Annotated in this window: 14 protein-coding genes and 1 pseudogene; 5 read left to right on the top strand and 10 right to left on the bottom strand. The window is 69.6% G+C overall.

The annotated features are described in order from the left end of the window. Window positions 1–213: 213 nt before the first annotated feature. Window positions 214–585, bottom strand: a pseudogene (locus WME95_RS39575) (carboxyl transferase domain-containing protein); the annotation flags it as partial. Window positions 586–1,279: 694 nt separating this feature from the next. Here WME95_RS39575 and WME95_RS39570 point away from each other — a divergent pair. Beyond that, on the top strand, window positions 1,280–3,940 hold the full coding sequence (locus WME95_RS39570; RefSeq protein WP_437904482.1) for a protein kinase domain-containing protein: 2,661 nt from the start codon (window positions 1,280–1,282) through the stop codon (window positions 3,938–3,940). A gap of 9 nt (window positions 3,941–3,949) precedes the next feature. Here the strand turns inward: WME95_RS39570 and WME95_RS39565 are convergent, their stop codons facing one another. From WME95_RS39565 to pyrH, 3 genes are all read right to left on the bottom strand, one after another. Continuing rightward, entirely contained in the window at window positions 3,950–5,185 is a 1,236-nt protein-coding gene (locus WME95_RS39565; RefSeq protein ID WP_437904481.1) for a KamA family radical SAM protein, read from the bottom strand. Further along, on the bottom strand, window positions 5,172–6,233 hold the full coding sequence (locus WME95_RS39560; protein WP_437904480.1) for a peptidylprolyl isomerase: 1,062 nt from the start codon (window positions 6,231–6,233) through the stop codon (window positions 5,172–5,174). Before WME95_RS39560 ends, WME95_RS39565 begins: the two co-directional genes overlap by 14 nt. Window positions 6,234–6,365: 132 nt before the next feature. Further along, window positions 6,366–7,127, bottom strand: coding sequence for a UMP kinase (gene pyrH, locus WME95_RS39555; RefSeq protein ID WP_080599110.1), 762 nt, complete (start codon window positions 7,125–7,127; stop codon window positions 6,366–6,368). Between the two features lie 227 nt (window positions 7,128–7,354). Between pyrH and rpoZ the strand changes: the two genes are divergently transcribed. Further along, window positions 7,355–7,597, top strand: a complete 243-nt coding sequence (gene rpoZ, locus WME95_RS39550) for a DNA-directed RNA polymerase subunit omega (protein WP_044966694.1) — start codon at window positions 7,355–7,357, stop codon at window positions 7,595–7,597. Between the two features lie 117 nt (window positions 7,598–7,714). Beyond that, window positions 7,715–8,593 carry a class I SAM-dependent methyltransferase gene (locus WME95_RS39545; RefSeq protein WP_437904479.1) on the top strand — a complete coding sequence of 293 codons (879 nt, stop codon included), beginning with the start codon at window positions 7,715–7,717 and terminating at the stop codon, window positions 8,591–8,593. A gap of 170 nt (window positions 8,594–8,763) precedes the next feature. Here WME95_RS39545 and WME95_RS39540 read toward each other — a convergent pair whose 3' ends face one another. Then, entirely contained in the window at window positions 8,764–9,501 is a 738-nt protein-coding gene (locus WME95_RS39540; RefSeq protein ID WP_012239864.1) for a metallophosphoesterase family protein, read from the bottom strand. Between the two features lie 364 nt (window positions 9,502–9,865). Between WME95_RS39540 and WME95_RS39535 the strand changes: the two genes are divergently transcribed. Further along, on the top strand, window positions 9,866–10,558 hold the full coding sequence (locus WME95_RS39535) for a hypothetical protein (RefSeq protein WP_437904478.1): 693 nt from the start codon (window positions 9,866–9,868) through the stop codon (window positions 10,556–10,558). 93 nt (window positions 10,559–10,651) lie between these two features. Further along, a complete protein-coding gene (gene tssM, locus WME95_RS39530; RefSeq protein ID WP_437904477.1) occupies window positions 10,652–13,564 on the top strand; it encodes a type VI secretion system membrane subunit TssM in 2,913 nt (970 codons plus the stop codon). A 15-nt stretch (window positions 13,565–13,579) separates the two neighbouring features. Here the strand turns inward: tssM and rimI are convergent, their stop codons facing one another. The 5 genes from rimI to WME95_RS39505 form a co-directional block, all read right to left on the bottom strand. After that, the gene (gene rimI / locus WME95_RS39525; protein WP_437904476.1) at window positions 13,580–14,104 is read right to left on the bottom strand and encodes a ribosomal protein S18-alanine N-acetyltransferase; all 525 of its coding nucleotides are present in this window, start codon (window positions 14,102–14,104) and stop codon (window positions 13,580–13,582) included. Beyond that, on the bottom strand, window positions 14,101–15,309 hold the full coding sequence (locus WME95_RS39520) for a vWA domain-containing protein (protein WP_437904475.1): 1,209 nt from the start codon (window positions 15,307–15,309) through the stop codon (window positions 14,101–14,103). Before WME95_RS39520 ends, rimI begins: the two co-directional genes overlap by 4 nt. 62 nt (window positions 15,310–15,371) lie before the next feature. Beyond that, a complete protein-coding gene (gene alr, locus WME95_RS39515; RefSeq protein WP_437545113.1) occupies window positions 15,372–16,652 on the bottom strand; it encodes an alanine racemase in 1,281 nt (426 codons plus the stop codon). Between the two features lie 99 nt (window positions 16,653–16,751). Then, window positions 16,752–17,288, bottom strand: coding sequence for a hypothetical protein (locus WME95_RS39510; RefSeq protein ID WP_437904474.1), 537 nt, complete (start codon window positions 17,286–17,288; stop codon window positions 16,752–16,754). A gap of 434 nt (window positions 17,289–17,722) precedes the next feature. After that, window positions 17,723–18,313, bottom strand: a complete 591-nt coding sequence (locus WME95_RS39505; RefSeq protein ID WP_012239857.1) for a GTP-binding protein — start codon at window positions 18,311–18,313, stop codon at window positions 17,723–17,725. Window positions 18,314–18,321: the final 8 nt, after the last annotated feature.

Here is an 18,321-nt window from a genome sequence, read left to right as displayed (position 1 = left end):
AGATCGTCGGTCAGAGAGAAGCATCGCGCGTGGAGTTCAAAGAAAAACAGCCACGCAAGTCGTTTCTACACGCTCGGGATCGGCTGCGCAACGGCGTCGCTCGCCCCAGCACCCACCTGCCGTGGCGCTCTAAGCGGTTTGCTCGCTGATCTCTCCCGGAGCACGGCTCTCACGGGCCCCCCAGCTGCCGCAAAATTCTGCTAAAGCGGGATGTTTGATGTGCTTGGAGGCCATGACGTCGTAAGCGCCGCCGCAGGCCTTGCCGGTGATCACCGTCGCCTCGGGCACGGTGGCTCCGGCGAACGCATAGAGGAGCTTCGCTCCGTGAGTGATGATCCCGCCCTATTCCTGGTCGAACCCCGGGAGGAAGCCGGGCACGTCGACGAACGTGACGAGCGGGATAGTGAAGCAGTCGCAGGAGCGGACGAAGCGCGCCGCCTTGATGTCGAGGATGTCGAGGCAGCCGGCGAGCCCCTGGGGCTGGTTCGCGACCACCCCGATGGGCGCGTCCCCGATCCGGGCGAGCTCGACCACGATGTTCTGCGCAAAGCGCTCGTGGATCTCGAGGCGGCGGCCCTCGTCGACCCCGGGGCCCCATCACGGCGCCCGGAGAGATCGAAATCCCGCCGCGCGCGACCGCGCGAGGCCATGGCAGGGCGACGACCCCTTGCAGCCTGTACGACAAGGGAGCGAGGCCGGCGGAAACGTGCGAACCGTGCGAAACATGCGAAACGCGCGCGATGTGGAGACCTGGGGACGTGCGAGGCGCGCGGGACCTGCGACGAAAAATGACCGCGGTCCTCGAGCGGCTCCGCCCTACTCTCTTGCGCGGGCGAGGGGACACCACGTACGCTGAGCGGCGCTCAGCTGCCGATGGTAAATGCAGGAATTCCCGATACGTAGACCATCTGAAGACCGGGACGCGGGGGCCGCCATCGCCGCCGCGGACCTGCCGCGCCGCGACTTCGAACGGGGCAGCTCGGGCCGGCGTGGCAGCAGAGCGGTCGCCTGCCACGGCAACTGACGTGCGGCGCCTCGTGAGATGCGCACGGAACAGCGTCACCGGCAGCCCTCGATCGTTCGCGGGAGCGCCACGCGCTCCTGGCTCGCGGCGCCTAGCGCTCGACGGCCTCAGCGTGGCCTTCCGCCTCGCGTCGCGGGGTGAGATCGTTTCGGACGAGAGGTCGCTCGAGTGAAGCTCGCTCAGACTCGTGAGGCTCGTGCCCTGGCCGTCGCCGCCGTGGCGCGAGGGCTCATCGAGCCCAACGCCCTTTGGGATATGGCTTGCCGATGGACCCTCGGCGGCGCGTCGACGCCCCAGGAGCTCTTCGAGGGGATCCTCACGCCCGAGCAGCTGGCGGCGCTGCCGGAGCTGCTCGCGCAGGAGGGCCGCAGCCCGCCCGTCGCGCGCGCCCTCTCGCCGCAGAGCGACGACCAGGACGCGCTGCGCTTCGACACGCAGCGGGAGATCGACCTGCCAGGAGAGGACGTCGGGGCCGATTTCCCGACGCTCGCGACCTCCGCCACGCGCGCCGTGAACTCCGGCGGCACCCGGTACGAGGTGGGCGAGGCGCTCGGGGCCGGGGGCGCCGGGAAGGTGGTGAAGGCGCGCGATCGGGAGATCGGGCGCGTTGTCGCGCTGAAGACCTTGAAGCCGGGGGCCGAGGAGGACTCCGCGGTAGGCAACCGCTTCCGGACCGAGGCGCGGATCACGGCCCAGCTCGAGCACCCGAACATCATCCCGGTCTACGACCTCGGCACGCTGCCGAACGGCCAGCCGTACTACTCCATGCGGGTCGTCAAGCGGCAGAGCCTGCAGAACGTGCTGACGAACCCCGAGCTCCGCAGGCAATGGCCGCTCGTCCGGCTCATCGGCGCGTTCGTGCAGATCTCCCGGGCGCTGGCCTACGCGCACCGGCGAGGCGTCGCCCACCGCGACATCAAGCCGGAGAACGTGCTGCTCGGCGACTACGGCGAGGTCTACCTGGGCGACTGGGGCAACGCGAAGCTGCTCGCGAGGGCGGAGGTGAGCGAGCCGATCTCCATCGATCCGAGCGGGCAGGACTTCGGCCGGAGGCGGCACGAGGCGATCGCGAGCGCGCTCTCGGGCACGCCCGGCTACATCGCGCCCGAGCAGATCCGAGGGGATCACGCGCGGATCGATCACCGCGCGGACATCTTCGCGCTCGGCGTGGTGCTCTACGAGATCCTCACCGGCGAGCACCCGTTCGACGCGCCGACCGTCCTCGCCGTGATCCTCGCGACGCAGACGCGCGACCCCAGGCCGCCGCGCTCGATCGCGCCGAGCTGCCCGCTGCTGCTCGAGGACCTCTGCCTGGCGATGCTCGCGAAGGATCCTGATCAGCGACCGCCGACCGCCGACCGCGTCGCGGCGGAGGCGGAGGCGTTCCTCGAGGGCGCCAAGGAGCGGATGCGCCGCCGCGAGGAGGCCATCAAGCTCTGTGAGCTCGCCAAGGCCCCGCTCGAGCGTGACCGGCGGCTCGACGGCGAGCGCGAGCGGCTCGTCGAGGAGGCGCGGCGGCTGCTCAAGGACGTGAAGGAGTACGAGGCGATCGAGCGCAAGCGGGCGGGGTGGCAGCTCGAGGACAGGGCCGCCGGGGTCGAGCGCGAGCAGGCGCGCGCCGCGGCGGAGGCGATCGATCTCTATACGAAGGCGCTGGCGTACGATCCGGACCTGGTCGAGGCGCGCGCCGGGCTCGCGGATCTCTACTGGTCGCGCGCGGTGCGGGCGGACCAGGAGCACCAGCACGCGGCGCGCATCTACCACGAGGCGCTCGTGGCGGAGTTCGACGTGGGCCGCTACGCCGCGCTGCTCACCGCCGATTCGGTCCTCTCGTTCGACTCGTCGCCGCCCGGCGCGAGCGTCGTCGCGTACCGTTACGTCGAGAAGGATCGCATCCTCGTGGCGAGCGACGAGCGCTCGCTCGGCCGCACCCCGCTCCGCGAGGTGCACCTCAAGCCCGGCAGCTACCTCTTCATCCTGAAGCGCGCCGGCTGCCGGGACGTGCGCTACCCGCTGCTGCTCAAGCGGGGCACCCACCACCGCGTCGAGGTGAACCTCTACACCGACGCGGAGATCGGCGAGGGGTTCGTGTACATCCCGGGGGGGACCTTCATCGCCGGCGGCGACGCGCACGCCTACGATCCGCTCCGCCGCGCCGAGCTCCACGTCCCCGACGTCGCGATCGCGAAGTTCCCCGTCACCTTCCGCGAGTATTGCGAGTTCCTGAACGAGCTCGAGACGCGCGATCTCGACCTCGCGCTCAAGCGCGCGCCGCACGGGACGCGCGGCTCCGAGGGCTACGTCGCGCGGCCCGCCAGCAGCGGCGGCTGGGAGCCGTTGCCCAGCGTGGTCGAGGGCGACGCGCAGAAGCGGTTCCCCGCGGAGGAAGGGCACCTCTGGAACCTGCCGGTCATCCTCATCGACTGGTTCGACGCCGTGGCCTACTGCCGTTTCCGGAGCGAGCGCGACGGGATCGAGATCCGACTGCCCACCGAGCTGGAGTGGGAGAAGGCGGCTCGCGGGACCGACGGCCGGTTCTACCCGTGGGGAGATCACTTCGACCCGACGTTCTGTCTGATGCGCTCGTCGCGGCCGTTCCTGGCGCAGCCAGAGCCGGTAGGGACCTTTCCCATCGACAGCTCGCCCTACGGCGTGCGTGACATGGCGGGCGGCGTGCGCGAGTGGGTCGCCGACGTGAACGGCGAGAGATCGTGGGCGGAGACGTCGGGTGAGCTCGAATCGGCCGCCGACGCCGGCGGAGACGCGCCGCCTTGGCGCATCGCCCGCTCCGGGAGCTGGGCCGCGGACTCGCAGCAGTGCAGGAGCGCGTCGCGCACCCGCTTCTTCGGGATCGCGCGGGCGCTGAACCTGTCGTTCCGGGTCGCGAAGCCGCTCTCGCGGGGCCCGGGTCGCTGAGCGGGCGGCTCAGCCGCCAGACCCCGCCGGGGGGTCGACGTACTCGACCTCGACGCCGCGGTGCGTGCGGAGGACGGTGCGCCCCGGCCGACGGTCGACGACGTAGTCGGGCCCGATGGGCACCTTGCCCATCCCGCCGGGCGTATCCACGATCAGCTTCGGCAGCGCGATGCCGGTGAGCCGGCCCTGGAGCTGCTCCATGAGGGAGACGCCGGTCGCGAGCGGCGTGCGCAGGTGCGCCGTGCCGCGCACGGGGTCCATCTGGAGCAGGTAATAGGGGCGCACCCGCCAGCGCACGAGACCCCGGAAGAGCGTGGCCAGCGTCGTCGCGTCGTCGTTGATGCCGCGCAGCAGCACGGTCTGGTTCATGACGGGGAAGCCGTGATCCGCGAGGCGCTTGCACGCGCGCTCGGCGGCGGGCGTGAGCTCCTTCGGGTGGTTGAAGTGCGTCATCACCCAGAGCGGGTGGTACGGCTTGAGCGCGCGCACGAGCTCCGCGGTGATCCGCTGCGGCAGCGTGACCGGCACGCGCGTCGCGATCCGGATCGTCTCCACGCTCTGGATCTGCCGCAGCCGAGCGATGAGCCGCACCACGCGGTCCGTCGAGACGGCGAGGGGATCGCCGCCGCTCACGATGACATCGCGCACTTCCGGGTGCGCCTCGAGGTACGCCATCGCCGGCGCGAGGCGCTCGAGCGCCACCGCGCCGCCGCCGTCGCCGACCATGCGTGATCGGGTGCAGAAGCGGCAGTAGACGGCGCAGCGGTCGGTCGCGAGGAGCAGTGAGCGATCCGGGTACCGCTGCACGAGGTGGGGCGCGACCTCGTGCGCGACCTCGCCGAGGGGGTCGACCAGATCGCCGGGCACCTCGATGGCCTCGTCGGCGAGCGGCACGCACTGCCGGCGGATCGGGCACGCCGGATCGCCGTTGTCGCAGAGGCTCAGGTAATAGGGGGTGACGCGGATGGGCAGCCCCGCCTTTTCGGCGCGCCTGGCGCCAGCGAGCTCCTCCGGCGTCAGCGACAGCGCCCGGTGGAGCTCGTCGGCGCTCGAGAGCGCGTGACGCAGCTGCCATGTCCAGTCGCTCTTCCGCGTCTTCACGCGGGCTGGTCGCGCTTCCTGCTGCGCGCTCGCGGCGAGCGGCCCCGGTCGCTCCGGCAGCGCGACGGCGCGGGCGTTCGCGCCTTCCTCGCCGGGTCGCCGGGCGAGCCGCGCGGCGGCGACGAGCTCGCTACTTGCCCGCATCGCTCGACGGCGCCGCGGCAGCGCCGGACTGCTCCGGCTGTGGCGTGCGGGGCTTCGTGGGATCGGGCTGCGCCGCGCTCCCGGTCTGCATGAGCTGCTCCGGCACCTTGACCGAGGAGAGCGCCGCCTCGTTGATCTCGACGGGGAACTTCTTCCGCAGCTCGTCCTCGAGAGCGCGCTCCTGGTCCTGCATCTTCTGCTGGAGGAGCGCGACCCGGATCGAGCGCTCGGCCTCCGCGAACTCGCGCCGGTGCCCGCTGGTGAGCCCGTTCAGGCGGACGATGAAGAACCGTCCGTCGGCCTCGACGACCTCCTCGCCGACCGCACCCACGCCGCCGATGCGAAAGGCGGCCGCGCGGACCGGCTCTGGGACGCGGGGGTGGGCGCCGCGCGGATCGCCGGGCGGGCTGACGATGCCGAGCTCTCCGGCGAGATCGAGCGGCGGGGCCGCGCTCTTGTCCTTCGGCGCCGTGAGCGAGTGCTTGAGGAAGAGCTCACCCCACGCGCCGCTGCTCCCGGCCTTCTGCGCCTCCTTGAGGACCTTCTCCCCGAGCGCTCGGTCGCCGACGACGATGGCGGCGACGCGCCTGCGCTCGGGCTCGCTGAACTTGTCGGCGTTCGCCTCGTAGTACGCGCGCACCTCGGACGCGGGGATGTCGGCCGGCGCGGGCAGGCCCTTTCGCGCCCGGGCGATCATCGCCTCGCGGAGGATCTGCCGGATCGTGTCCTCGACCGCGGGGTCCTTGTCGAGGCCTCGGCGCCGGGCTTCCAGCGCGAGCAGCTCCGCGTCGATGAGCTCGCTGAGCAGCTCGCGGCGCCGCTCCTTCGTCTGGTACCGGAGCCGATCGAACTGGTCCATTCGCTCCAGCGTCCTGCCGAAGTCGCCCAGCGTGATCACCCTGTCCCCGACCTTCGCGAGCACGCGCGCCGACTGCTCGGCGGTGAGGCCGAAGACCGGATCTCCCGCGTCCGAGGGGACCTGGAGCGCGGGCTCATCGCAGCCCGCGACGAGCGCGACGAGCGAGATGGCGAGCAGGGGTCGGCGCACCGGAGCTCGGATCATTGCTGGCTCGGGGTCTAGCACGGTTTCCGCGTGGCTCGAGGTCGCAGCGCCTCGTTCGGGCTGGCGCGTCGGCGGACGCCTCGGGTCGTCGCGCGCGCTGAGCGCTCGAACGCGCGCTCAGTCGACGATCGTGCCGATCTCTTCGCCCCTGCAGACGCGGAGGATGTTGCCGCGGGTCATGAGCTTGAACACCCGGATGGGCATCTTGTTCTCGCGGCAGAGCGTGACCGCCGTCGAGTCCATGACCCCGATCCTGTCGGCGAGGAAGCGGTCGTAGCTCAGGTGCGCGAACATCTGCGCGCCTTCGTGGCGCACGGGATCGCGGTCGTAGATGCCTTCGACCTTGGTCGCCTTGAACAGCGCCTGCGCCTGGATTTCCATGGCCCGCAGCGCTGCCGCCGTATCGGTCGAGAAGAACGGGTTGCCCGTGCCCGCGGCGAAGATGACGATGCTGCCCTTCTCCAGGTGCCGCATCGCCCTGCGGCGGATGTACGGCTCGGCGACCTGCCGGATCTCGATCGCGGTCATCACGCGCGTCGGCACGCCCGTCTTCTCGAGCGCGTCCTGGAGGGCGAGCGCGTTGATGACGGTGGCGAGCATGCCCATGTAGTCGCTCTGGGAGCGGTCCATCCCCGCGCTCGCGCCCTTCAGCCCGCGGAAGATGTTGCCGCCGCCCACGACGACCCCGATCTGCACCCCCATCCGCTGGAGCTCGGCGACCTCGCCGGCCACGTGGTGGAGCGTCTCGGGACGAATGCCGAACCCCCCTTCCTCGCCGCAGAGCGCTTCGCCGCTCAGCTTGAGCACGATGCGGCGGTACTTCAGCCCGGGGGCCGGACGAGGGGGAGGGGGAAGGAGAGAGTCCTGGTCAGCGGCCACGGTGCGACCTCGTAGCCGGGACCTGCGTGGAGGGCAACGAACAACGTGAACCATCGCTCGGGCCAAGCGGCAGCGCGCGCCGCAAAGGAGGAAGAGCGGGAGGCAGAACCAGAGCAAGCAGAGCAAGCAGAGGAAACAGAGGAAACAGAGGCAACGGAGCAGGAAGACCCGCCGGGGCGGCATGCGCCTTGCGCTTGCTGGGGCGGGGAGCTAGTCTCGGGCCCCCTATGGCGCGTGTGACTGTGGAAGACTGCCTCGAGCGCGAGGAAAACCGTTTCGCTCTCGTCGTGCTCGCGGCCAACCGGACGCGGCAGCTCATGAAGGGCTCGGACGCTCTCGTGAAGACGAAGAACAAGCCTGCCGTGACCAGCCTCCGAGAGATCGCGGCAGGCAAGGTGCACTTCCACCGGAGCTCCCACGAGGTCGTCTCCGAGTGGCTCCAGCAGATGAACGCTGGCGGCCAGCGCTGATGCCGCATCGGAAGGGCGCGCGTCCGGTGATGCGCGCCTCCGTGGAGGCACCGTTCCGCAGCTCGCTCCCGTCACCGTGCCAGCGCTGCGCTTGATCTGTTGCCTCGCATGAGCTGGATGGCCACGAGGCGGACGGCGCGTGTTTCGGGCTCCGGCCAGCGTCGCGATCCGGAGCTCGAAGCAGGGACGTCGGCTCACTACGAGGATCCGGCGTACTACGCGAAGACGTACGCGCGCCGTAAGGATGACGTCCGCTACTACGTCGACCTCGCCGTCGCGTCTGCGGGGCCGGTGCTCGAGTACGGCTGCGGCAACGGGCGGATCACGCTGCCTGTCGCGAGGGCGGGGGTCCAGATCACCGGGGTGGACCTGTCGGCGCCGATGCTCGGCGATCTGCGCGCGCAGCTTGGACGCGAGCCGCGCGGTGTCTCCTCTCGCGTGAGCCTCCGGCGGGGCGACATGCGGGCGCTGCGGCTGGGGCGCCGCTTTCCGCTCGTGATCTGCCCGTTCAACGCCTTCTTGCACCTGTACACGCGCGTCGATGTGGAGCGGTTCCTCGCGCGAGCGCGCGAGCATCTGACGCCGAAGGGCGAGCTCGTCTTCGACGTTTCCATGCCCGAGCCGGCAGAGCTCGCGCGAGATCCGGATCGCGCCTATGCCACGCCGCGGTTCCGGTACCCCACGAAGGATGGCCCTGGCGAGTTCGTCCGGTACACGGAGCGGTTCGACTACGACAAGGTCCGGCAGATCCTGTTCGTCTCCATGGAGTTCTCGCCCGTCGACGGCGGCGAGCGCTGGATGACGCCGCTCGCCCATCGTCAGTTCTACCCGCAGGAGCTCGAAGCCTTGCTCCACTACAACGGCTTCGAGCTCACGGAGCTCCGCAGCGATTTCTCCGCGGAGCCGCCCGACAACCAGACGAGCATGCTGCTCTATCATTGCCGGCCACGCCGTTCTGCCAGGGCTCGCCGCCCTGGACATGACGGGGGCCGCTGAAGGAGCGCGGCACCGGCGCGCAAACGCCCGGCGCCTGCTGCGCCTTGCGCCGCCGTGTGGTGGCGCCCGGTCGGCATCAGGCCATGCGCGACGTGTCCGTGCACGAGCGCGCGCGTGCCCCTTGGTCCTGCCGCACCGAGCGTGCGCCAGTGCCGCCGTTGCCTGGAGTCTCAGACGCCGATGTAGAGGCGGTGGGCGAAGTTGCGCTCGAGTTTGGCGCGCAGCACCTTCTCCGCCGCTGTCTCGATATCGTACTCGACGCGCTTGAACTCGAAGCGCTTCGTGTCGCTGTCGTAGACCGTGTAGCTCGCGCGGTTGTCGTAGTCCCGCGGCTGTCCCACCGAGCCGACGCTCACGATGTACTTGCGACCCTGCTCAAGCTGGAAGTCGACCGCAGGAAGCTCCTCGACGCTGTTCGGCGTGAGCGCGAACACCTTGCAGAGGTGGGAGTGGCCGATCAGCGTGATGTGACCGAGCTCGTTCCACATCGGGAGGCATTCGCGCGCCTGCTCGGGGGCGAAGATGTACTCGAACTCTTCGAGCCGGACGGGCGAGCCATGGCAGAGGTCGACGTTGATGTCCGTCAACTTCTCCTGGTACGTCAGGCTCCGGAGCCAGGCTGCGTTCTCGGAGGACAGCATCGCAGCGTGGGTGTCGAGCGCTTGCCGGGCGGCCTCGTAGTAATACGAGTAATCCATCCGACCCGCGACGGCCGCGTCGTGGTTGCCGAGGATCGTCTTCTTGGCCACCTTGCGGACGAGATCGGCGCACTCGTTCGGCGAGCCGCCGTAGCCGACCGTATCCCCGAGGCAGTAGTAAACGTCGATACGTTCGTGGCGGTAGGACTCGAGCACAGCGCTGAGCGCCTCGTAGTTGGCGTGCGTATCGCTGAAAATCCCGAGTCTCATTTCGACGCGAGGGCGGAGCTTAGCACGAAGGCCTCGACTTCCGTTAGGAATTCAAACCTGGATCCACGGATGGGCTGGTCGGACCGGCACCGAGCTTTGTCGGCTCGCTGGCGTTGTGTCGGCTGGCTCGTTGGTTCCGCTGGCTCCGGCGGAACCATCGGGTCCGTCAGTTCCGTCAGTTCCGTAAGTTCCGTCGGTCTCGTCAGCTTTGTCCGCTCCGACGGAGCGTGCTTCCGCTGCGCCCGGGGATCTGCAGAGGACGATCGAGGGCCGGACACGGTCCTTGCGGAGCTTGCCGAGGCGCTCCCAGCACGAGCACGTTGACGAGCGGCCACCCGCACCGGAGAAGAATAGCGTGGAGCCCATGAATACCAAACAGAACGGTGCAGGGACGTCTCCGATTTCTGCGGAGCGGCCGGCCGAGTCTGCGCTGTCCGCTGCAGCTGTCGAACCTGTCGCGCCGCCGCCGTCCACCGTGGAGGATCTCGCCGAGGGGTGCGTGCGGTTTGTGGAGCGCGCCCTCGGCGTACGGCTTGACTATCGGCCGGAGACCTTGCCCGTGCTCGACCACTACCTCGAGCAGGCGCGTGGTGCGACGTCGGAGCGGGTCGAGGCCTTGCCGATGATCGCGCACATGGCAGGCGCTTACTTCGGCGAGGTGATCCGGCGCCGGCACGCGTCGTGGTGGCGCCTGGATGGCGAGGATCCGACCTACTGGCAGGTGCAGTTCGGCTCGGTTTACCTCGCGTTCAGCCCCGTCCTCTTCGTGCGCGAGACGCTCACGCGCGGACATCGACCCGACGCCGCGCTGGACCTTGCAGAGGACTCCCTGAGCGGCGATCCGGCGGCGCTGGAGCTGCAGGAAGACGATCGCGAGGCGGTCGCGGCCAGGCTCGCGGAGCTGCCGTCGGTCTCGGAAAACGAGTACTACGCCCCCTCGACGCGGCTCGAGGTGATCGACATCGCCGTGGACGCGATCCGTTCGCGTCGGCTCGCGGCCGGCGAGGATACCGACGCCGCGCTCGATCCGGGCGACTACGAGCGCGGCGGCGACTGACGCGGGTATCGCGGCGCGCGGGGCGCCCACGCTCGCTCGGCGGCGCCGCGTGGACGTGCTCCGGAAGCGGCGACCGGTGGTATCGTCGCTTCCGTGTTGTGGGTCCTCTTCGGGCTGTTGTTCCTCATCTCGTGGGCGGCGTTCTTCACGTTCGACCTGCCCACCGCGATCCCGATCGCGACGAGCGTCGTCATCGCGCTCGCCGCGATCGCGCTCTTCGTGTACCGCCGGATCAACGCGCGCCGCGCCGCGTCTGCGCTTGAGCGGGCCATCGTCCAGCAGGGAGCGCAGCAGGCGCTCAACGCGCGGCCCGAGCGCCGCGCCGAGATCCAGGAGCTCCAGCGGCAGGTCCAGGGCGGCATCAGCGCCCTGAAGAGCTCGAAGCTCGGCAAGGGGAAGGAGCACGGCAACGCCGCGCTCTACTCGCTGCCCTGGTACGTCATCATCGGCCCGCCCGGGGCGGGGAAGACGACGGCGTTGAAGCACTCCGGCCTCGTCTTCCCCTACGCGCACCCGAGCAACGGCGGCGGCGTGCGCGGCGTCGGCGGCACCCGCAACTGCGACTGGTGGTTCACCAACGAGGCGATCCTCCTCGACACCGCGGGGCGCTACACGACGGAGCAGGACGACCACGAGGAGTGGATCGCGTTCCTGCAAATGCTCCTCAAGCACCGCGCCCGCCGCCCGCTCAACGGCATCCTGGTCGCCGTGAGCGTGGCGGATCTCATCGACGCGAGCGAGCAGCAAGTCGAGCTGATGGGGAAGAAGCTCCGCGCGCGCATCGACGAGGTGATGACGCAGCTCCACATGGTGCTGCCCGTCTACCTCCTGTTCACGAAGTGCGACCTCATCGCGGGCTTCTCGGAGTTCTTCGGCGACATGCGCAAGAGCGACCGCGCGCAGGCGTGGGGAGCGACGCTCAAGCTGAGCGCGGACAAGGCCGACCCGGGGAGGCTCTTCGACGCCGAGTTCGACGCCCTGGCGAGGCAGATCCACGCCCGCTCGCTGAAGCGGCTCGTGATGGAGCGCAGCCGCGAGGCGCGCGAGCGCGTCTACCAGTTCCCGCTCGAGTTCTCGGGTATCCGGCGGAACCTCTCCGATCTGGTCTCGACCGTCTTCATGGTCAACGCGTTCCAGGGGACGCCCATCTTTCGCGGCTTCTACTTCACGAGCGGCACGCAGGAGGGGAGGCCGCTCGACCGGGTCCTCCAGCGCATGGGCCAGGCGATGGGGATCCGCACGCACGAGGCCGCGGCGCAGCAGAACGTAGAGTCGAAGAGCTACTTCCTCCACGACGTCTTCATGAACGTCGTCTTCCCGGACGGGGACATCGCCGCCAGGAGCGCGAGCGAGATCCGGCGTCAGCGGCTCGTTCGTGGCGCGATCAGCGCGGCGGCCGCGGCGCTCGGGGTCATCCTCGCGATCCCCAGCGTGGTGTCGTTCGCCAACAACCGCGCGTTCCTGCGCGACGTGGAGGCGGACGCGCGCACCGTCAGCGCGCTCCGATGGGAGGACACGCGACCCCTCTCGGAGAAGCTCGCCGCGCTGCGGCCTGCGCTGGATCGGCTGAAGGAGATCGACAAGGCGCGCGAGGAGGGGCCGCCGGACGGGAAGGGGTGGACGATGTTCCAGGGCGAGACGGTGTACCCGCCGCTCGTGCACGTCTACGTCGCCAGCCTCCAGAACGGCTTCGTGATCCCGTGCAAGCAACGGCTCGAGGATCGCCTCAAGCTCGCGAAGGGCGACCACTACCTCCGCGAGCGGAACGACCTCAAGCTGTACCTGATGCTGAGCGACGTCGAGCACCTCGACGTTCCGTGGGCGAAGGACAGGTTCACCTCGCTCTGGGCCGAGGTGCTGCGGGCGACCTCGAACCTCACCGAGACCGAGCTGAAGAAGCAGCTCGAGCGGCACGTCGAGTACTACCTGACGCTCATCAAGGAGAAGCGGGTCACGCCGATCGCGCGCAAGGAGGATCTGGTCGCGAGCGTGCGCGCGACGCTCCAGGCCGTGCCGCCGCGGAAGCGGTACTACGACTTCTTCGTCAACGCGATCATCGAGGAGAAGTACGACGAGACGGGTGATAACAGCCGCGCCAACCGCAAGTACCCTCCGCACACGCTCGGCGACATGTTCGCCGACCGTCCCGCCGTGCTGAAGATCATCGGCAGCAAGCTGTACGCGAAGGAGAAGCGCTGGAAGGAGGTGGACGGTCCGTACACCGAGAGGGGGCACTTCGCGGTGCTCGAGAGGCTCGAGAGCGGCGCCGACAGCTTGATGGCTGAGCGGTGGGTCGTGGACCTCGCGCCCGGCGAGGAGGCCTCGATCAACAAGAACCTGGACGGCCTCGCGGCCGACTACGACGTCAGCTACATCGCCCAGTGGACCGACTGGATGGCGGACCTCACCGTGCGGGTCCCGGCCAACCTGAAGGAGGCGAAGGAGACGTACCAGGCGCTCACCCAGGCGGATTACCCCTACCTCCGCATCCTCCGCGCTCTCGAGGACAACACGCAGTGGAAGCGGGATCGCAGCGCGATCGAGGACTCGGCCCTGGCCAAGCGGGGGAAGGAGTACCTCGATCGAAAGATCGAGCAGAAGACGAGGCTGAAGGTCCCCGTCAACGTGAAGCTCATAAGAAACCGGGCGAGCTCGGTGCCGGATGAGTTCAAGCGGACCGTCGAGTTCGGCGTGCCTGCCGCGCCGAGCGGCTCGGCGCCGATCACGGACACGCCCCTGGCGAGGTACATCTCGTTGCTCAGCGCTCTTCGCGACGAGATCCAGCGCCTCGAGGATCTGAACCCCAACGTCGACGCGCGCCTCATGGCCGATCGCTTGGTCGAGGCGACGCGACAGGCCGACGCGCTCCTCCAGCCCTTCGACGAGCGGGCCAAGACGCTGCTCCGGCCGCTGCTGCTCACCCCGATGCAGGTGGTGGCGGCGCGGCTGCCGCCGCTCGCCGCGGTGTCTCGCTTTCCCGCGGCGCCTGCCGCGGGCCCGCGCTGAGCCCCGCGGCGCGGTTCAGATCTCGATGCGGATCTCGTCCCGGCCTGGTTGCACCGCGCCGGTCGCTGGATCGAGCGTGAGCACCATCTCGATCGCATCCTCGCCGTTGTCGCTGTAGTACCGAGGGCGGACCCCCATCGCGGTGAAGCCGAGCTTCCGGTAGAGCCGGATCGCTGCCCGGTTCGAGCGGCGCACCTCGAGCAGGATCAGCCGCACTTGCTGCTGGCGTGCATACTCGAGCGATCGATTCATCAACGCCGTCGCGAGCCCGCGCCGCCGCGCGGCCGGGCAGGTGGCCACGTTCAGCACGTGGAGCTCGTCGGCGACGTGCCACGCGATGAGGAAGGCGAGCGCGCGCCGCTCTTCGCGCGCGACCCAGCAGCGCGTCCAGGGGCGGCGCAGCTCTTCTCGCGCGGAGAATTGCGGCACGTCGAAGGCCGCGGACGCGACCGCGTCGATCTCGTCGAGCGCAGCGTCGTCCGCAGCGTCGGCCGTCAGCTGGCTCAGCGAGGTTGAGGGCCTCGTCGCGTCGCGCTTCACCTCGCCACCTCCGTGGGACAGCCGGAGACGATCTGGACTTGCCCCACCCGCCCGCTCTTGAGCTTCTTGCAGGCTTCCCCGAGGAGCTCGACGACCGCGGGCGACTTCCAGCGCCAGCCGTTCTCCGGGTCGTAGGCGACCAGCTCGTCGTCCAGGTAGACGTTCGTCTGTCCCGCCTCGGGAGGCGGATCGACCAGGTCGAACTCGCAGGAGACGACGATGCTGGCGATCTTCGAGAGGACGTTCCCCAGCGTGTCGAGGTTGTCCACCTTGAAGTAGAACGGGCTCACGAACTGCGCCGCGCCGCCGGCGAGCGCCATCTGGTCGAGGACATCGCCGTAGAACTCGCTCCCCGGGATGCCGACGACATAGACCTCGATCCCGCTCGCCGCGAGCCGCTCGATCGCGGCGACCGTATCGTCGCGATCGAGGCACCCTTCGGGGCCCGAGGGGCCCAAGGGCGAGCAGCAGTTCTCCTCGGGGTCGGGGCACTGCTGTTCGATGTTGGCGATGCACCCGTCCGCCTCGCAACTCGCCGAGCTGTTGCAGTTCGGACCGCCGTCGGTCGCGAGCACGACGATGGTCTTGCCGGGGAGCTCGACGAGCTTCGGCGTCAGCGCCGCGAGCGTCGCCGCGGTAGGCGTGCCGCCGAGGGGCGCGGCCCGCGTCGCCGCGCGGAACCGCGATGTCGTCGTCGAGCCCTCCTGTCCCTCTGCGAAGGGAGCCCCCGGCGTGACAGCGAACACCTCGCCGCCTGGCCTGCACGGCGCCTCGTCGGTCGCGTCCAGGGGGAACACGGCGGCGCCGACGTTGATCAGCGGGCCCAGGTTGCGCACGAGGTCGACCGCGGCGTCACGGACCCGGTCGTATCGGGTCGCGTTCGAGCTCGAGGAGGCGGGGCTGAGCATGCTGCCCGACGCATCGAGGACGAAGTAGATGTTCGGCGCTTCGGCGATCTCGACCTGGTGGATCCGGTTGCCGCAGAGCCCGCCCGCATCCGCGGCCGGTGGTCCGCTCGGGTCTTCGGTGTCCGGATCGAACCCGTCCTCCGGCTCTTGCGCCTCCTGACCGGCGCCGCTGCGCGGACGCTGCTTCGTGACCTCGTCCTCGCATGCGGTCATCGCCGCGCCGCCGAGCGCGAGCGCGGCTCCGATGCAGAAGAGCACGCCGCTGGCGCCGGCTCGCTGCTTCACGGCCGTCTTCATGGCGAGCAGCGTATCACGCCCGCTCGAGCCGGCAGCGCCAGCGCGGGCGCCGCCGCGCGCGTTCAGGGCTCGCGGTAGAACCTGGGCACGCGGCGCGAGATGCTGGTCAGCACCTCCCAGGCGATCGTCCCCGTGAGCCCCGCGATCTCTTCGGCGCTGATCGTGCCGCGCCCGAGCGGCCCGTCCTGCGTTCCGAGGAACACCACCTCATCTCCCAGGCGTGCTCCCGGTACATCCGTCACGTCGAGCATCGTGAGATCCATCGACACGGCGCCCGCGATCGGCGCGCGTTGACCGCGCACGAGGGCGGCCCCGCGGTTCGAGAGCTGACGGCTCAGGCCGTCGGCGTACCCCATCGGCACGGTGGCCACGACGCTCTCCCGGGAAGCTTGCCAGGTGTGGCCGTAGCCGATCCTGTCGCCCTTCGCGATCGTGCGCAGCGCGACGATCTCGCTGCGCACCCGGATGACCGGCTTGAGGTCGGGCGCGAGCCCCGCGCACGGCGATATTCCGAAGAGCGCGACCCCCGGACGGACGATGTCGAGCCACGCCGCAGGGAGGCGCAGCATCGCCGCGCTGTTCGAGGCGTGCCGCACCCGCGGCGTGAGGCCGAAGCTCTTCGCACGCTGCTCGATCTCCCCGAAGAGGCGCATCTGCTCGATCGTCACGCCGAGATCGTCGGCGTCCGCGCAGGCGAGGTGGGTCATGAGCCCGTCGAGCTTCACCTCCGGGTGCTTGGCGAGCGTCGCGAGCACCGCCTCGATCTCCGAGCTCGCGGCCCCGAGCCGTCCCATGCCGGTGTCGACCTTGAGATGGACGCCCACGCGACCGCGCTGCTCGATCCGCACCACGCTCGCGAGGCGCTCGATCTGGCCGGCGTCGTAGACGACGGGCACGAGATCGCGCGCGATGATCTCCTCGAACCCGTCGCGCCGCGGGCCGTAGTAGCCGCCCATGACGAGGATGGGCAGCCGGATGCCGGCGTCTCGCAGCTCGATGGCCTCCTCGAGCAACGCGACGCACAGGCCGGGGATCCCTGCGCGCTCGAGCGTCCGTGCGACCGCTGGCGCGCCGTGGCCGTACGCATCGGCCTTGAGCACCCCCCAGATCTGCGGCTTCGTCGCGCCGGTCAGCCCTCGCTCGAGGACGCGCAGGTTGTGCCGCAGGTGCGCGAGGTTCACCTCGGCGCGGGTTGGCCGCACGGCGTCCGCGGGCGCCGCTCGCCGTGGCCGCAGCACCCGCATGGGGCCTGCGCTCGCGCCGAGCCCCTCGAGGGGCGACGCCGCGCCGTTGCGATCAGGAGTCGTGCTGCTGAGCTCTTTGGGCGCGTGCGAAGCGGACATCGTGTACGCCGATAGCCCTACGCTCGATCGCGGGTCAAGATTCCAGGCCATCTTGGTGTGACAAGGTGAGGCATCTGCGCGGAGAGCAGACGACGTCGATCAGAAGCAGCGACGCATGCACCGCGTGTACTTGCCGGAGCAGCCTTTTTCGCAGGCGGCGGATTTGCAGTCGTCCTGGCATTCCTTCCAGTCCGTCTGACACGACGCGCTGCACTTCGCTCCCGGCGGTGCAACCTCCTCCGCGGTCTTCGACGCCGAGGCCGCAGCGCCGCCGTCGTTCGCGTCTGGGTCTGCGTGGGCCTCTTCCGTTGCCGCCGGCGCGGCCACGTCGGCGGTCAGGAGCCTGGGCGGCGGAGCGAGCGCGCTCGTTGGCTCAGGCACGGCAGGGGCTCGGCTGCTCGGCGGAGTCCACTCGCCTTCGTCAAAATCACTGGCGTGGCTGAGCTGCCCGGCCCGCAGCGTGGCGTACTCCACACGGTCGCGCGTCTGGCCGAACGTACAGAACTGAAGCCACTCGTCCCAGCACGCGCGCCGCAGGGTCGGCTTGACGTCGGCCAGCGAGTCAAGCGCCATGCAGTGCTCGAAGCGTACGTCCCCCTCGTAGACCGCGTTGATGCTCGCGCCGCATGCGGTCACCGAGGCGGCGGCTAGGCAGAGGAGGGTCCTGAACCGCACGTCGTAGAACACCGATAGCAGAAAAGCTCGGCCCTGGTGCCGGGGCCCGTCCTATCCGCCGCGAACCTGCCGGTCGCCCGGTCGAGGTGCTCTCCGGTTGAACTTTGCCTTGTGATGCCGTACGTTGCCGCCCCTTCGCACCGGCGGCGGCGGCACGACGCCCCCGCGCCGGGCGCCTCAACGGAGCCTGTTCATGTTCCTCATGTTGTCGAAAGGTCCTCGGAAGACCACGCGCTCCAAGTCGAAGCGCCACCGGTCCAAGCTGAAGGCGAAGAACCGCAACCGGCGCAACCGCATCTACCAGCGCGCCTGATTGTTGCGCCGAGCGCGAGCGAGTCCACGGACTCGCTCGCTGCGCGTTCTTCGAGCCAATCTTTGGGGCCGGCCCTTGGAACCTAGGGGCCGCCCTTCTTCAGCTCGGTCAGCACCAGCTTGGCGACCGCCTTGAGCGTGTCGAACACCCCGACGCCGGTCCGCGCGACCCCCTCGAAATCGGGGACGTTCGTCGGGTTGAGCAGCGAGCGGAGCTCCTCGACGGTGCCGATCTCCGGCAGATCCCGCTTGTTGTACTGGATGACGTACGGGATCTTGTCCAGCGAGTAGCCCTGCTCGGCCAGGTTTGTGCGGAGGTTCTCCACCGACTCCTGGTTCGCCTCGATGCGGCCGAGCTGAGAGTCTGCCACGAAGACCACGCCGTCGACGCCTTTCAGGATGAGCTTGCGGCTCGCGTCGTAGAAGACCTGCCCCGGCACCGTGTACAGGTGGAACCGCGTCTTGAAGCCGCGGATCTCGCCCAGCGCGAGCGGGAGGAAGTCGAAGAAGAGTGTCCGGTCGGTCTCCGTGGCGAGGGAGATCATCTTCCCCTTCGCGTCCGGGTTGGTGCGCTCATAGATGTACTGCAGGTTCGTCGTCTTGCCGCAGAGACCCGGGCCGTAATAGACGATCTTGCAGTTGATCTCGCGCGCCATGTAATTGATGAAGCTCATCGACCGCG

The sequence above is a fragment of the Sorangium sp. So ce327 genome, assembly GCF_051530205.1.
Classification (GTDB): Bacteria; Myxococcota_A; Polyangia; order Polyangiales; family Polyangiaceae; genus Sorangium; species Sorangium cellulosum_B.
This window is presented reverse-complemented; position numbering and strand designations above follow the sequence as displayed.

Bases quoted from the DNA above. Each gene is read 5' to 3' on its own strand.
- WME95_RS39570 (WP_437904482.1), top strand. From the start codon at position 1,280: ATGGCTTGCCGATGGACCCTCGGCGGCGCGTCGACGCCCCAGGAGCTC.
- WME95_RS39565 (WP_437904481.1), bottom strand. From the start codon at position 5,185: ATGCGGGCAAGTAGCGAGCTCGTCGCCGCCGCGCGGCTCGCCCGGCGA.
- rpoZ (WP_044966694.1), top strand. From the start codon at position 7,355: ATGGCGCGTGTGACTGTGGAAGACTGCCTCGAGCGCGAGGAAAACCGT.
- WME95_RS39545 (WP_437904479.1), top strand. From the start codon at position 7,715: ATGGCCACGAGGCGGACGGCGCGTGTTTCGGGCTCCGGCCAGCGTCGC.
- WME95_RS39540 (WP_012239864.1), bottom strand. From the start codon at position 9,501: ATGAGACTCGGGATTTTCAGCGATACGCACGCCAACTACGAGGCGCTC.
- WME95_RS39535 (WP_437904478.1), top strand. From the start codon at position 9,866: ATGAATACCAAACAGAACGGTGCAGGGACGTCTCCGATTTCTGCGGAG.
- WME95_RS39520 (WP_437904475.1), bottom strand. From the start codon at position 15,309: ATGAAGACGGCCGTGAAGCAGCGAGCCGGCGCCAGCGGCGTGCTCTTC.
- alr (WP_437545113.1), bottom strand. From the start codon at position 16,652: ATGTCCGCTTCGCACGCGCCCAAAGAGCTCAGCAGCACGACTCCTGAT.
- WME95_RS39505 (WP_012239857.1), bottom strand. From the start codon at position 18,313: ATGAGCTTCATCAATTACATGGCGCGCGAGATCAACTGCAAGATCGTC.